At 68.3% G+C, this 13,311-nt stretch carries 15 protein-coding genes; 2 read left to right on the forward strand and 13 right to left on the reverse strand.

Annotated elements, in window-relative coordinates; all coding sequences use genetic code 11:
* Positions 1–70 precede the first annotated feature (70 nt).
* From OZ671_RS00180 to OZ671_RS00240, 13 genes are all read right to left on the reverse strand, one after another.
* Entirely contained in the window at positions 71–1,306 is a 1,236-nt protein-coding gene (locus tag OZ671_RS00180; protein ID WP_268858822.1) for a metal-dependent hydrolase family protein, read from the reverse strand.
* 13 nt (positions 1,307–1,319) lie between these two features.
* On the reverse strand, positions 1,320–1,838 hold the full coding sequence (locus tag OZ671_RS00185; RefSeq protein ID WP_268858823.1) for a GAF domain-containing protein: 519 nt from the start codon (positions 1,836–1,838) through the stop codon (positions 1,320–1,322).
* Positions 1,835–2,737 (reverse strand): branched-chain amino acid ABC transporter permease, encoded by a 903-nt coding sequence (locus OZ671_RS00190; protein WP_268859057.1) that lies wholly within the window; start codon positions 2,735–2,737, stop codon positions 1,835–1,837. Before OZ671_RS00190 ends, OZ671_RS00185 begins: the two co-directional genes overlap by 4 nt.
* A complete protein-coding gene (locus OZ671_RS00195; RefSeq protein ID WP_268858824.1) occupies positions 2,737–3,615 on the reverse strand; it encodes a branched-chain amino acid ABC transporter permease in 879 nt (292 codons plus the stop codon). The genes OZ671_RS00190 and OZ671_RS00195 overlap by 1 nt, the downstream gene beginning before the upstream one ends.
* A 7-nt stretch (positions 3,616–3,622) precedes the next feature.
* Entirely contained in the window at positions 3,623–4,822 is a 1,200-nt protein-coding gene (locus OZ671_RS00200; protein ID WP_268858825.1) for an ABC transporter substrate-binding protein, read from the reverse strand.
* A 30-nt stretch (positions 4,823–4,852) separates the two neighbouring features.
* Positions 4,853–5,560: an ABC transporter ATP-binding protein gene (locus OZ671_RS00205; protein WP_103168108.1), complete on the reverse strand. Its 708-nt coding sequence runs from the start codon at positions 5,558–5,560 to the stop codon at positions 4,853–4,855.
* On the reverse strand, positions 5,557–6,321 hold the full coding sequence (locus tag OZ671_RS00210; protein ID WP_268858826.1) for an ABC transporter ATP-binding protein: 765 nt from the start codon (positions 6,319–6,321) through the stop codon (positions 5,557–5,559). The genes OZ671_RS00205 and OZ671_RS00210 overlap by 4 nt, the downstream gene beginning before the upstream one ends.
* The gene (locus OZ671_RS00215; RefSeq protein WP_268858827.1) at positions 6,318–6,971 is read right to left on the reverse strand and encodes a TetR/AcrR family transcriptional regulator; all 654 of its coding nucleotides are present in this window, start codon (positions 6,969–6,971) and stop codon (positions 6,318–6,320) included. Before OZ671_RS00215 ends, OZ671_RS00210 begins: the two co-directional genes overlap by 4 nt.
* A gap of 171 nt (positions 6,972–7,142) precedes the next feature.
* On the reverse strand, positions 7,143–7,895 hold the full coding sequence (locus tag OZ671_RS00220; protein ID WP_268858828.1) for an SDR family NAD(P)-dependent oxidoreductase: 753 nt from the start codon (positions 7,893–7,895) through the stop codon (positions 7,143–7,145).
* Positions 7,892–8,731 carry an N-acyl homoserine lactonase family protein gene (locus tag OZ671_RS00225; RefSeq protein WP_268858829.1) on the reverse strand — a complete coding sequence of 280 codons (840 nt, stop codon included), beginning with the start codon at positions 8,729–8,731 and terminating at the stop codon, positions 7,892–7,894. The genes OZ671_RS00220 and OZ671_RS00225 overlap by 4 nt, the downstream gene beginning before the upstream one ends.
* Positions 8,728–9,957 carry an ABC transporter substrate-binding protein gene (locus tag OZ671_RS00230; protein WP_268858830.1) on the reverse strand — a complete coding sequence of 410 codons (1,230 nt, stop codon included), beginning with the start codon at positions 9,955–9,957 and terminating at the stop codon, positions 8,728–8,730. Before OZ671_RS00230 ends, OZ671_RS00225 begins: the two co-directional genes overlap by 4 nt.
* Positions 9,958–9,990: 33 nt before the next feature.
* Complete coding sequence (locus OZ671_RS00235) at positions 9,991–10,668, reverse strand: GntR family transcriptional regulator (RefSeq protein ID WP_268858831.1); 678 nt, start codon at positions 10,666–10,668, stop codon at positions 9,991–9,993.
* Between the two features lie 20 nt (positions 10,669–10,688).
* The gene (locus tag OZ671_RS00240) at positions 10,689–11,840 is read right to left on the reverse strand and encodes a serine hydrolase domain-containing protein (RefSeq protein ID WP_268858832.1); all 1,152 of its coding nucleotides are present in this window, start codon (positions 11,838–11,840) and stop codon (positions 10,689–10,691) included.
* Between the two features lie 115 nt (positions 11,841–11,955).
* Between OZ671_RS00240 and OZ671_RS00245 the strand changes: the two genes are divergently transcribed.
* Positions 11,956–12,375, forward strand: coding sequence for a carboxymuconolactone decarboxylase family protein (locus OZ671_RS00245; RefSeq protein WP_268858833.1), 420 nt, complete (start codon positions 11,956–11,958; stop codon positions 12,373–12,375).
* The gene (locus OZ671_RS00250; RefSeq protein ID WP_328286323.1) at positions 12,282–13,280 is read left to right on the forward strand and encodes an NAD(P)-dependent oxidoreductase; all 999 of its coding nucleotides are present in this window, start codon (positions 12,282–12,284) and stop codon (positions 13,278–13,280) included. Before OZ671_RS00245 ends, OZ671_RS00250 begins: the two co-directional genes overlap by 94 nt.
* The last annotated feature ends 31 nt before the right edge of the window (positions 13,281–13,311 follow it).

Genomic DNA, 13,311 nt, shown 5'->3' on the forward strand with positions numbered 1-13,311 from the left:
GAAGGCCCGGGGACAGAGCTCTGCCTCCGGGCCTTTCGCAATGTCGGTGTAGGCCAGTCGCCGCGGGAGGTCAGCCGAGCGCTGTGCGCTTGACGAGCGCGCCGCCCTTCATGATCAGCGGCATGTGCCGGCCCTGGCGTGTGAGCAGGGCGAGATCCTTCAAGGGATCGCCGTCGACGACGATCAGGTCGGCATAGGCGTCCGGCGCTACCACGCCGATCCTGCCCTCCAGCCGCAGCAGCTTTGCCGCGACATGGGTGGCCGAGCCGATCACCTCGTGCGCCGGCAGGACCTGGCCGCGAATGACGAATTCCTCGGACTGGTGGCGATGCATTTCGCCGAGCAGGTCCGAACCATAGGCCATGGCGAGGCCGGCCTTGCGCATGATGTCGAGCGATTGAAGGCCGGCGAGGCGGACGTCGTCCACCTTGGCGACCGAGGCCGCCGGCAGGCCGAGCTTGGCGCCTTCGCTCGACAGCTTGTCATAGGTGACGAGCGTCGGCACGGCGACCGCGCCGGCCTTGGCGGCGAGCTTGGCGGTGTCGGCCTTGATCAGGTTGCAGTGCTCCAGCGAATGGACGCCGCACTCCACCGCGCGCCTGATCGCCTCGTCCGTATAGAGATGGGCCGAGACATAGGTGCCGGCATTGCGCGCCTCCTCGACGATCGCGGTGATCTCCTCGCGCGAGAAGCCGAGGAAATGGATCGGATCGGTCGGCGAAGCGACGCCGCCATTCGCCATGATCTTGATGAAGTCGGCGCCGCCCTTGATCTCCTCGCGGGCTGCGCGGCGCACCTCGTCTATGCCGTCGCAGATGCGGCCGAGCTGACCCAGGCGGAAGCCGGTCTGAACGACCGTGCGGTCGTCGTAACGGCCGCGGAAATCGCAATGGCCGCCGGTCTGGCTCAGCGCCTTGCCGGAAATGACGAGGCGGGGTGCGGGCAGGAAGCCTTCGGCCGCCGCGGCCACCAGCCCGTGGTCGGCGCCGCCGACGTCCCGCACGGTGGTGAAGCCGCGCCGGAGCATCTCGCCCATCAGCTTGAAGGCGCGCACCGTGACGAGAGCGTCGGGCAGGGCGGCGTTGCGGCCGAGATCGGCAAGGCATGCCACGACATGGACATGGGCGTCGATCAGCCCGGGCATCAGCGTACGGCCGCCGAGGTCGATGACCTTGGCCTTGGGCGCGGCGATCTTCTTCGCCACCTCGCGGATGCGGTCGTTCTCGACGAGCACCTGAACCGGAGCCCCGCGCTCCGGCGCGGTGCCGTCGACGATGCGGGCATTGGTGAGAAGCGTCTGGGCCACGGCTGGTCTCCCTTCAGCGGATCTGGTTGCGGTCGGTGGCGCGGGCGGCGGCCCGTGCCTCGAGGAAGGCGGGAATGAGCAGTGGCGCGAGGCGGGCGACCGGCGCGACATCGGCGTCCGCATAGTGGTGCTCGACGTCGAGCAGGTTCATCGTGCCGATCGCCTGGCCGTCGTAGAGCACGGGAATGTTGATCACCGAGCCGAGGCCCATGCTCTCGATCAGGACATGGTCGAAGAAGGCCCAGCGGATGCCCTGGCGGTCGCGTCCGAGGAACGGCTGCCGGCGCTTCAGGACCAACTCGCCCCAGGGCGTCTCGCCCATGGTCTTGCGCCCCGAGATCGGATATTCTGCCGGCCGGCTCGAATAGACCCGCGCGACGTCCTGGCCGTCGACATAGAGCAGGGTGAACAGCTTGTGGCCGACGAGGCTGCGGGTTGCCTCCTCCAGCGCCTTGTAGAGGCGCTCGGGCTGTCCTGCTTCGGCGAGCGTTGCGAGAAGACTGCCGGTCGGGTCGTCTGGGCGTGCGGTCATGCGTTCCTCGGAGCGGGCGGGATGCGTTCGGGCAGGATGCCCTGGGGCCTCAGGTAGAAGACCAGGATGAGGGCGATGCCGACCAGCATCTCGCGCAGTGAGGCGATCTGCACCGGCTGCAGGCCCGGGGCGACATCGGCGACGAAACGTGTCGCCTCCAGGAAGATCACCACGGCATAGGCGCCGATGACGGCGCCGGCCGGCCGGCCGACGCCCCCGGCGGAGACCGCCAGGAAGATGTAGATGGTGATCAGGGGCTGGAAATGGTCGGGCGAGATATAGGTCTGGTAATGGCCGTACAGCGCGCCGGCGAGGCCGGCGATCGCCGCTGACAGCGCGAAAGCCTGGAACTTGAAGCGTGTCACCGGCTTGCCGGCAAAGGCGGCGAGCTCCTGATCCTCGCGGATCGCCTTGAGCGTGCGGCCGAAGGGCGAGAGGTCGAGCCGGCGCATGGCCAGCCAGACGACCGCGACGATCAGGCTGACGAGGCCGAGATAGAAGAGGTTGAAGCCGCCAGTGCCGAGCTCGGCCTTGAGCGGTGCCTTGAGGCCGGACATGCCGTCCGAGCCGTTGGTGAGCCAGCGTTCGTTGAGCGCGACGAGCCGGACCACCTCGGCGAAGCCGAGGGTGACGATGGCGAGATAGTCGTCGCGCAGCTTGAGCGTGGCGAAGGTGACGACGAGGCCGGCGACGATGCCGGCGGCGAGTGCCGCCACGAGGCCGAGCGCGACCGGTGCGCCCGCGCCGGTGGCGATCGCCGAGGCGTAGGCGCCGACGGCGAAGAAGCCGGCAAGGCCGAGATTGACCATGCCCGCGCCGCCCCAGATCAGGTTGAGGCTGAGCGCCAGCAGCGCATAGATGCCGCCCATGGTCAGCGTGAACAGGAGATAGGAGAGCATCACGCCGCCCTTTCGCCGAGAATGCCGCGCGGGCGGAAGGTGAGCATGATCAGGATGGCGGCGAAGCCGATCGCGGTGCGATAGGTGGCCGGCACGGCCAGCAGCGACAATTCCTCGGCGATGCCGACGGCGAAGGCGCCGAGCACCGCGCCGGGGATGGAGCCGAGGCCGCCGAGGACGGCAGCGGCGAAGACCGACAGCAGGATGCGCGCTCCGGCCAGCGGATCGATCGAGGTGTCGACGGCCAGCAGCACGCCGCCGACGCCGGAGAGCCCTGCGCCGAGAAACAGCGTGATGACCGCCACCATCCGCGGGTCGATGCCCTTCAGGCGGGCGAGGTCGACATTGTCGGCGACCGCGCGCATCGCCTTGCCGAAGCGGGTGAAGCGCAGGAAGGCGAAGACGGCCAGCATGACGAGGCCGGCCAGCACGACGTTTTCGATCTGCTGCGGCCCGACGCGCAGGTCGAGGAACCTGAGGTCCGGCTTGAGCGGCAGGTCGTAGCCGCGCAGGTCGTTGCCGAAAATGAAGCGGACGACGTTCTCCAGGATCAGATTGACGGCGATGGTGGCGATCGCGACGGTGAGCGCGCCTGACGGCCTCAGGCGCCGCAGCGCGCCTTCCTCCGCGAGCACGCCGGCCGCGCCCGCCACGACGAAGGCGACCGCGAGCGCCGGCATGACGCCGAAACCCCAGCTCGTATTGGCGAACCAGCCGGCGAACCCGCCGATGGTGACATAGGCGGCGACCCCGAAGCTCGGATAGCGCAGGACCGCGAAGATGGCGGTAAATCCGATGGCCGGCACCGCGATGAGGGTGCCGGTCATCAGTCCGTTGAGGATGGCCTGCGCCAGGATCGAGATCGCGCCGTCCGACATGGGCGCCTCAGGCGATCTTCAGGAGGGTGATCTTGCCCCCCTTGACCTGCTCGTAGCGGAACCGGCAGTCGGCGATGTCGCCGCTGTCGAGGAAGTCGCACGGGCCGCTCGCGCCGTCATAGTCGACGGGCTGGCGCGCCGCGATGGCCTTCAGGCCGTCGAGCGCATTGTCGACTTTCGTGCCGCCGGGGGCCTGGCTGACCTTGCGCACCGTGTCGCGGATCGCCGTGCCCGAGCTGTCGCCGGCAAGCGCGATCGCCATCAGGACGAGGTTGATCTGGTCGTAGACCTGGGTCGTGTAGGGATCGGGATTGCTGACGCCGATCAGCTTGACGAGGCGCTCATAGGCGGCCGAGCCCTCCGCCGAGGACGGCGAGATGGTGAACACGTTCTCGACCACGTCGGCCGGCACGCTCTCGACCAGCTTCTGGTTCACCGAATAGCCGAAGGCGATCTTCTTGGCCTGGAAGCCGGCACGGTAGAGATCGCGCAGCAGCACGGTCGTGTCCGGGGCATAGCCGCCCAGCACCAGAGCATCGGGACGGAAGCGGCTGATCTCGTCGACTTCGGAGCGGTAGGACGGCTTCTTGTCGTCGTAGATGAGTGCTCCGGTTTCGCCGCCCTTGGCCTTGACCGCCAGGGTGATGTTCTCGAACTGGCTCTTCTGGAACGGGGTCTGCGGCGACACGAAGAAGACCCGGCGCGCGCCCTGTTCGAGCGCGAACTCGCCGAACTTGCGGCCCTGCAGCGTGGTGTTCGGCTGGGTACGGATGAGATAGCCCTGGTGGGGCAGGGCGGTGATCGGGTCGGCACCGGAAACGGTGGCGAGGAAGGTTTTCGAATCCCAGCACAGCGGCGCGACCGCGGTCGTTACCGACGAGGCCCAGGTGCCGAGAATGGCCGAGACCTTGTCGACGTCAATGAGCTTGCGGGCGGCTCGCACGCCGGCTTCCGGATTGGTCTGGTCGTCTTCGGAAATCAGCTCGATCCGGCGGCCGAGAACGCCGCCGGCGGCATTGACCTCGTCGACCACCGCCTTGATCGCCTTGACCATGACCGGGCCGTAGGGACCGCCTGCGCCGGTCAGCGGCGTCAGCGAGCCGATCTTGATCGGCGCGCCTTGGGCGCGGGCGGGCAGGGTGGCAAGGCCGGCGAGAGCTGCGGCGCCGCCAATGAGGCCGCGGCGCGTCGTGCCAGTGTGTGACATCGGGTTCTCCTCTGGAGCTTTTTTTGATCGTCAGCCGCCCAGAAACAGGCGGCGGATCTCGGGGTCGGCGGCGAGAGCGGGGCCCGCGCCTTCTGCACTGTTGCGACCGGCGACCAGCACATAGCCGCGGGTCGAGATCGCGAGAGCCTCGACCGCGTGCTGCTCGACCATCAGGATCGGCAGGCCGCCGCGATTGAGCGCGACGACCGCGTCGAACAGCTCGTCCGCCGCCTTGGGCGACAGGCCGGCGGTCGGCTCGTCCAGCAGCATCAGCTTCGGATCGGTCATCAGGCCCATGGCCATGGCGAGGATCTGCCGCTGGCCGCCGGACAGCGTGCGCGCCAGGGCGCGCCGCTTGGCCGCGAGCATGGGATAGCGTTCATAGAGCGCTTCGACGCGCCGCGCCGTACCGGCCGGATCGAGAAAGCCGGAGATTTCGAGGTTCTCGGCCACCGTCAGGCTGCCGAAGACATTGCGTTCCTGCGGCACGAAGGAGATGCCGGCGCGCGCCCGGCCCTGGGCATCGCGGCCGGTCACGTCCTCGCCGCCGAGCCGGATCGCGCCGGCCTTGGCCGCGACGAGCCCGGCGACCACCTTCAGGAAGGTCGACTTGCCGGCGCCGTTCGGACCGATGATCGTGACGATCTCGTCATCGCCGACGCGCATCGACGCGCCCTTGACGATCTCTTCGGCGGCGCCGTAGCCGGCGACGACCGCCTCGACTTCCAGAATGCTCAATGCCGCCTCCCGAGATAGGCTTCCTGGACGCGGCTGTCGGCGGCGACTTCGTCGAACGAGCCCTCGACCAGGGTGCGGCCCTCGGCCATCACGATGATCGGCGCGCACAGCCGGCGGATCAGCCCCATATCGTGCTCGATCAGGCAGATGGTGATGCCTTCGCGGTTGAGCGCGACCAGATGGCCGGCAATCTCCTCGGTGAGGCTCGGATTGACGCCGGCCATGGGCTCGTCGAGCAGGATCAGCTTGGGTTCGGCCATCAGCGCGCGGCCGATCTCGACGAGCTTCTTCTGGCCACCGGAGAGAGCGGTGACCGGATTGTCGATGACGTGATCGAGCCTGAGGCGCCGGGCGATGCCGAGCGCCCGCTCGGCGAGCTCCGCCTCGCGGTCGCGGCCGGCGCGGCTGCCGATCAGCGCGGCGGCCAGGCTTTCGCCGGATTGGCCCTGGCCGTAGAGCATCAGGTGCTGGAACACGCTGAGCTTCGGGAAGCCGCGGGCGAGCTGGAAGGTGCGTACCAGGCCGCGCGCGACGAGCCGGTCGGGCGAGAGGCCGCCGATCGCCTCGCCGGCCAGCCGGATCTCGCCGCCGTCGGGCCGATAGAGGCCGGAGACGACGTTGAACAGGGTCGATTTGCCGGCCCCATTCGGACCGATCAGGCCGGTGAAGCTGCCGGCCTTGATGCCCAGATCGACACCGTTGAGCACCTTGACGCCGTAGAAGCCGCGCGTCAGCCCGCGGACCGAGAGGAGTTCGCTCATGCCTCTTGTCCTTGTCGGCGGCGCGGCGGGGCGCCGGCCGGCCGGTCGGGGAAGTGCCGGCGCGCCTGGTCCTTCCAGAAGTCCAGGAGCTCGCGGTAATAGGCGGGATCGTCACGCAGAACGGTCTGGGCGATCATGCCGCGGATGAGGCACATGGTGGCGTTCATGACCGTGCGGGTGCGGCCGGGATCGGTGCCGCGGCTCGCCGCAAGGGCCATCCAGATGGCGTCGAGGCCGGAATGGAAGTCCCTGACCACCGGCACCAGCCGGGCCTTGAACTCGTCATTGTGCCGGGCCTCGGGCAGATATTCCATAGTCACGTAGAACAGCCGGTCCGACATGATCGCCCAGAGATAGTCGACGATCTCGTCGCTGCTGCCGCCGCGCACGCCGATATCTTCGGCGAAGCGGTGCATGTCATCGGTCACCTGGCCGAGCATGCGCGCGATTGCCGAGGTGACGAGGTCCTCGCGGGTGTCGAAATGGTGGGTCAGCGCGCCGCGCGAGACACCGGCATAGGCTGCGATCTCGGGCGTCGGCATGCGCGCGATGCCGCGGTCGTGCAGAAGGTCGATGGTCGCGTCCAGGAGCCGCGCCGATGTCTCGGCGCTGCGTTCCTGCTGCGAGCGTCGTTCGCGCCGTCTGGTCAATACCGGTCGCTCCCCCGCGCGCTCGATGTCGATGGCGCGGGAGTGAGCCACAGCAGAAACAAACATGCAAGTCTGTTTTTAAGTTACGATGCGAACCGTCCACGTCCGCCCGCCCGGGCGGGGCCCGGCGCAATGCGGGCGGCCCGTCGGGTCAGCCCCAGTCACGCGCCGCTAGAGGCCGTTGACCGTCAGCCCGCCATCGACGTGAATGATCTCGCCGCTGACGAAGGCAGCGCTGTCGGAGGCGAGGAAGCAGGCCACCGCGGCTATGTCGGCCGGTTCGCCGAGGCGGCCGATCGGGGTGCGGTCGAGGCGGCGTTGCCAGCCGCCGGCATCGACGACCGAGGCGGCGCCGGGCGTCGGAATCGGGCCCGGCGCGATGGCGTTGACGGTGATCCCGCGCGGGCCGAGCTCGACCGCGAGCTGGCGGGTGATCGCGCTGACGGCTCCCTTGACGGCGGTATAGGATGTCGTTCGCGAGACGCCGAGGCTGGCGACGGGCGAGCTGATATTGATCAGGCTGAGGCGCCGGCCGTCGCGTACGGCGCGTGTCGCCAGCTGGGCCGCCCAGACGGTTGCCTTGACGCCGACGGCGAGCATGCGATCCAGCGTCTCCTCGGAAATCTCCTGCACGGGTTCGTAGCGGATCCACATGGCGTTCGAGACGATCACGTCGAGGCCGCCGAAGGCGGCCAGGACCTCGTCGCCGAGCTTGTGAAACGCCGGCTGGCTGGCGACGTCGCACGTCCAGGCGAGGACCTTGCCGTGTCGGCTGATCCCGGCCTCGGCTGCGGCCAGGGCACGCTGATCGCGATCGACGATGGCGACGCCGGCGCCTGCCTCCGCGAAAGCGCGGGCAATCGCCAGCCCGAGGCCGCCGCCGGCGCCGGTGACGAGCGCGGTCTTGCCGAGAAGTGAAGTCATGGCGGGGCTCCCTGCCCGGAACCGGTGGAGTGATCGCGGTCAGCCGCCTGCGGCGCGAGATCGACGCGTACGATGTTCTCGTTGTCTTGCCAGCGCGGCCAGCGCGCGCGCACCGCAGGATCGTGGCCGGGGATGATCAGGTCCTCGCCGTCGGCGAGTTCCTCGCAGAGCCGGAACCCTTCCAGCATCTCGCCGACATGGAAGACCAGCGGGAAGGGCCTCCGCGACAGCCTGTTTTCGGTATAGTGGAACGCATCGGAGGCGAGCACCAGCCAGCCGCGCGCAGTGCGTACCCTGACGACCTGGAGACCGCCGGTATGGCCGCCGACACGGTGCAGGCTGACCCCCGGCGCAATCTCGGCTGTGCCGTCGTGAAAGCGCACGCGCCCGCCGTGGACATGGCGCACGACCTGCACGACATCCTCGACGTCGAAGGGCTGGGCAAGGCAGGCATGGCACATCGGCCGTCCGGTGGCATAGGCCATCTCGGTGTCCTGCAGGTGGAAGCGGGCTTTCGGAAAATGCGCGAGGTTGCCGGCGTGGTCGTAGTGCAGGTGGGTCAGCACGACGTCGGCGACGTCTTCCGCTGCGATGCCGATCGCGGCGAGGAGGACGGCCGGATCGACGAGGTGCCGCCGGCCGCGCCTGCGCGCGGCTTCCGGTGTGAAGCCGGTATCGACGACGATCGTGCGGATCTCGTTCCGGATCGCCCAGATGTAGTAGTCCATCGGCATCGGCGCATCATGGAGGTCGGCCATGATGAAGTTCTCGCCGCGGCGCCGCGGTCCGGAGGTCGCGTAGCGCAGCGCGAAGACCTGATAGGCCTCGGCGCTCACGAGGATCGCCTCGGCCAGGCGATCTCGGCGAAGGCGTCCTCGGCCGGGTCGACCGTCACCGGCACGCCCTTCTGCCACTGGAACAGCGCGAAGGGCGCGTCGCGGCGCCGCCCCTTTTCGTCGAACCGCAGCGACGATCCGAGGAAATAGCGGGCCGGCCCCTCGCTCGTATCGGTCGCCTTGAGCGCCGCCATGAGCTTGTCCCGGTCCGTTGCGCCGCTGCGTTCGAGCGCGTCGGCGATCAGCGCCACCTCGCCATAGGTCGACAGCGTGTCCTGGGTCATCCAGGGCTCGCGGGCGCGGGCGCAGAAGTCGTCGAGCATGGCCTTCTTGCGCTTCGATCCCCAGTTCGCGGCGATCGAAATGATGCCTTCCAGATTGTCGGCGCCGAGATTCGCCAGCATTTCCGGCACGCCGATATGGGCTCCCGGCGCGAGGATCGGAATGCGGCCCTTGCCGAGGCCGAACTCTCCGAGCTTGTCGAGCAGCAGCTTCGCATCGGCGATGCTGCCGGCATAGAGGATCAGGAAGTCGGGCCGGGTGGTCCGGATGCGCTGGACCATTTGCGTCGCATCGGTCAGCGGCGTCGTATAGGTCTGGTCGATGACGGCCTCCAGGCCGAGTCTGGCAAAGCCGCCTTCACGGAGCGGCTTGACGAAGGCCTGGGCGACCGAGGTGCTGTCCGCGATGACGCCGACCTTGGTCGGCTTGCGGCCGGTCGAGCGCGCGGCGAGTTCGACGATCTTCGGCACCGCCTCGCCGGCAATGCGGGTGGACGGCGCGGATGTCGCAATCACATATTGAAAGCCGCGCTCGGTTACGGCATCGGCCCAGGACAGGGTCAGCCAGGGCAGCCTGGCGCGTTCGGTCACCTCGGTCGCAGCGAGCGTATAGGCCGTGAGCCAGGCGCCGATGCCGGCGACGAGGTCGCTTTCCTGGGCGACGAGGCGCTGGGCAGCGCTCTTGGCGCGCTCGATCGTATCGCCGGCATCGGCGACGACGAGCCTGAGCGGCGCACCACCGAGGGCTTTCAGGCCACCGGCCCTGTTGATGTCCTCCACTGCCATGTCGGCGCCGATCTTCATCAGTTGGCCCTGGCGGGCGAGGGGGCCAGACAGCGGGGTCAGCAGCGCGATCTTGACCTCGGCCGGGTTGGCATGGGCGCGTCCGAGAAACGGCAGGGTGGCCGCGCCGGCGAGAAGCCCGCGGCGGGTGACGTCGAGCATGTTTCAACTCCCAATCGGTCTATTTGGTCTTGTTCAGTCCGCCGCCGGCTGGCGCCGCAGCATGGCAAGCGCGGCCTCGGCCGCATTTTCGATATGCGTGACGCAGGCCTGCCAGGCCGCGTCCTCGTCGCGCCGCTTCAGCGCCTTGAGGAACGTCCTGATTTCCTTGATCGAGGATTTGGCTCGCTCGGGATTGGCGAGCGAGGTGGCGCGCAGCTGCGAGACGCGGGTATGGATGGTCCGCAGCATGCTGGTCGCGGTCTCGTTGCCGGCGCCCTCGAGCAGAATGTCGTAGAAATGGGTCTTGGCGGCGAGGAACGGGCCCGGCGAATAGTTCAGATAGACCTGTTCCAGGGCGTCGACCGCCTGTTCCAGGGCCGCGATCTGCTCGTCGCTCGCACGCCGGGCGAACAGGCGCGCCGCAAGCCCCTCCAGCACTACGCGGACCTGATAGACCCCTTCGGCCGTCTCGATCGAGACGATCGAGACGATCGGACCCTTGTTGGGAACCACGGTCACCAATCCCTCCGCTTCGAGCTCGCGCAGCGCCTCGCGGATCGAGGTTCGGGAGACGCCCATGAGTTCGCACAGTTCCCGCTCGATCAGCCGCGATCCCGGCGCGAACCGGCCGCTGACGATCTCCTCGCGCATCCGGGCGGCGACCAGCTCACGCAGACTAGGCGACGATGCGATCTTGAGACGGGGTTCCACGGGCGATCCTTCTTCGCTGGTCAGAGACAGGAATAGAGTGCGTCGAGCAGGCGGCGCGCGCGCGGACCATTGTCGCGATTCGCCCGCATCAGATTCATTCCATAGGAAAAACCGATGCGGGCGTCCGGGTCGCACAGCCCCGTCGAGCCGCCGGCGCCGACATGGCCGAAGGCATTCGGATTGGGCCCCATATAGGCGTCGACGCTGTTCAGCGTGAAGCCGAGGCCCATCCGGTAGTTGTGCGAGAGCACGGGCTCCGTCGCCTCCCACTGCATCTCTGTCGCGCGGCGGAGTGCCTGGCGGCTGATCAGGCGCCCGCCGTCGCGGGCGATCTCGCCATAGAGGCGGGCGATCGCGCGGGCATTGCCGTGCCCGTTCGCGCCCGGAATCTCCGCCATGCGGAACTGCTCGCTGTTCAGGTCATCGTCGCGCGCCGGGTCCAGCTGCGCCCAGGCCCTGACCAGGAGGTCGCTCGGTTCGTCCTGGCCCGATCCGCGCTCGCTGTAGCCGGCCCAGCGGATGAAGCGTGCACAGCGATCGAGATCGGGACGCGACAGGCCGATCCGGTAGTCGAGATCCAGGGGCCCGGTGACCATGTCGCGCAGGGCGCGGCCGTAACTCTTGCCGGTCACGCGGCGCACCAGCTCGCCGACGAGATAGGACATGGTGAGCGTATGATAGGCGGGTCTGGTGCCGGGCTCCTGCAGCGGCACCTGGCGCTCGAGCGCCGCGACCATCGCATTCCAGTCATAGGCGGCGCCCGGCCAGAGCGGCTCGGTCAGCACTTCGAGGCCCGCCCGATGATCGAGCAGATAGCGTACCGGCAGGCGGTCCTTGCCGCCGCCGGCGAATTCGGGCCAGTAGCGGGCGACCGGCGCGTCGAGGTCGATCTTGCCGGCATCGACCAGCATGTGGGCGACCAGGGCCAGCACGCCCTTCGCCACCGACATCATGTTGACGATGGTGTCGCGCTGCCAGGCCTGGCTGCCCGAACGGTCGGTGCCGCCGCCCCAGAGGTCGACCACAAGCCGGCCGTCGATGACGACGGCGCAACTGGCACCGACCTCTTCGCCGCGCCGGAAATTGTCCGCGAAAGCCTCCTCGACGGCCGCAAAGGCCGGGTCACAACAGCCCTGCAGGTTCAAATCGGTCGTCGTGCCGGTCTCGGTCATGGTCGTCGCCTCGTCATTCAACCGTCTTCTTGTAATCCTGTATGACAGACTGTTGACGCTGGCGCAATCAGTTTGTATGACAAGAATATCGTATTCTCATCAGCGAGGAATTGAGATGAAGCGGAGCGACGCCGGGGTCGATGCCCTTTTCGAGAAGGGCTTGCGGATCCGCCGCGAGGTCCTCGGAGCAAGCTATGTCGATGCCTCGCTCAGCGAGGCGAACGATTTCACCAGCGCGTTCCAGGAGATCACCACGGCCTGGTGCTGGGGCTATACCTGGGGCGACGAGGGGCTCGACCGGAAGACCCGGAGCATGCTCAACCTGGCCATGCTGACGGCGCTCAACCGGCCTGCGGAAATCCGTCTCCACGTGCGCGGCGCCCTGGCCAACGGCGTCAGCGTCGCCGAGATTCGCGCCATTCTCGTGCAGGCGACCGTCTATTGCGGCATTCCGGCGGGGCTCGATGCCTTCAAGGTTGCCAACGCCGTGCTGATCGAGGCGGGCGCCATCGAAGCCAAGACCGCGGCGAAATAGTCATGGCGCTCTCGATAGGTTTCGTCGGCATCGGCAATATGGGCTGGCCCATGGCGGCCCGCCTCGTCGCCGCCGGCTATCCGGTTGCTGTCCTGGATGCATCCGAGGAGCGGATGGCGGCATTCGGGGCCGAGTTCGGCGCACGCAGCACCGCCTCGGCTGAGGAGCTGGCGCGCGACGCCGATGTGCTGATCACCATCGTGCCGACCAGCGCGGTTGTCGAACAGGTCCTCACCGCCGAGCGCGGCGCTCTGCGGGCGCTGCGCCCGGGCAGCATCGTCATCGACATGAGCTCGGGCATTCCGGCCGAGACCATCCGCCTTGCGGGGTCGGTGGCCGCGGCCGGCGCGGCGATGATCGATGCGCCGGTTTCGGGCGGTGTCCGGCGGGCGGTGACCGGCGATCTCGCCATCATGGCCGGCGGCGACGACGCGACGATCGACCGTGTCATGCCAGTGCTTTCGGCGATGGGTTCGACCGTTACCCGCACCGGCGGGATCGGGTCCGCGCACGCGATGAAGGCGCTGAACAATCTCGTCTCCGCAGCCGGGCTGCTGGCAAGCGTCGAGGCACTGCTGATCGGCCAGAAATTCGGTCTCGACCCGGCCCTGATGGTCGACGTGCTGAACGCCTCGACCGGCATGAACAACTCGACGCAGAAGAAGCTGAAGCCGTTTGTGCTGAGCCGCACCTTCGATTCCGGCTTCGGTCTCGACCTGATGGTCAAGGATCTGCGCATCGCCCTTGGCGTCGCCCGCGAAAGCGGCACCGCCGCGCCATTCTCGGCGTTGTGCCAGGAACTCTTCGCGGCCGCCGCAGCGAGCCTTGGGCCGGGGCGCGATCACACCGAACTTGCGCGCTTCAGCGAAGCGCTCGGCGGAGCGCAACTCGGCGACAAGGGCTGAAGACCCGCGCCTCGACATTCTCGGGAGGACC

It is taken from the genome of Phreatobacter sp. AB_2022a, from assembly GCF_026847585.1.
Classification (GTDB): domain Bacteria; phylum Pseudomonadota; class Alphaproteobacteria; order Rhizobiales; family Phreatobacteraceae; genus Phreatobacter.

Bases quoted from the DNA above. Each gene is read 5' to 3' on its own strand.
- OZ671_RS00195 (WP_268858824.1), bottom strand. From the start codon at position 3,615: ATGTCGGACGGCGCGATCTCGATCCTGGCGCAGGCCATCCTCAACGGA.
- OZ671_RS00190 (WP_268859057.1), bottom strand. From the start codon at position 2,737: ATGCTCTCCTATCTCCTGTTCACGCTGACCATGGGCGGCATCTATGCG.
- OZ671_RS00230 (WP_268858830.1), bottom strand. From the start codon at position 9,957: ATGCTCGACGTCACCCGCCGCGGGCTTCTCGCCGGCGCGGCCACCCTG.
- OZ671_RS00200 (WP_268858825.1), bottom strand. From the start codon at position 4,822: ATGTCACACACTGGCACGACGCGCCGCGGCCTCATTGGCGGCGCCGCA.
- OZ671_RS00240 (WP_268858832.1), bottom strand. From the start codon at position 11,840: ATGACCGAGACCGGCACGACGACCGATTTGAACCTGCAGGGCTGTTGT.
- OZ671_RS00185 (WP_268858823.1), bottom strand. From the start codon at position 1,838: ATGACCGCACGCCCAGACGACCCGACCGGCAGTCTTCTCGCAACGCTC.
- OZ671_RS00210 (WP_268858826.1), bottom strand. From the start codon at position 6,321: ATGAGCGAACTCCTCTCGGTCCGCGGGCTGACGCGCGGCTTCTACGGC.
- OZ671_RS00245 (WP_268858833.1), top strand. From the start codon at position 11,956: ATGAAGCGGAGCGACGCCGGGGTCGATGCCCTTTTCGAGAAGGGCTTG.
- OZ671_RS00220 (WP_268858828.1), bottom strand. From the start codon at position 7,895: ATGACTTCACTTCTCGGCAAGACCGCGCTCGTCACCGGCGCCGGCGGC.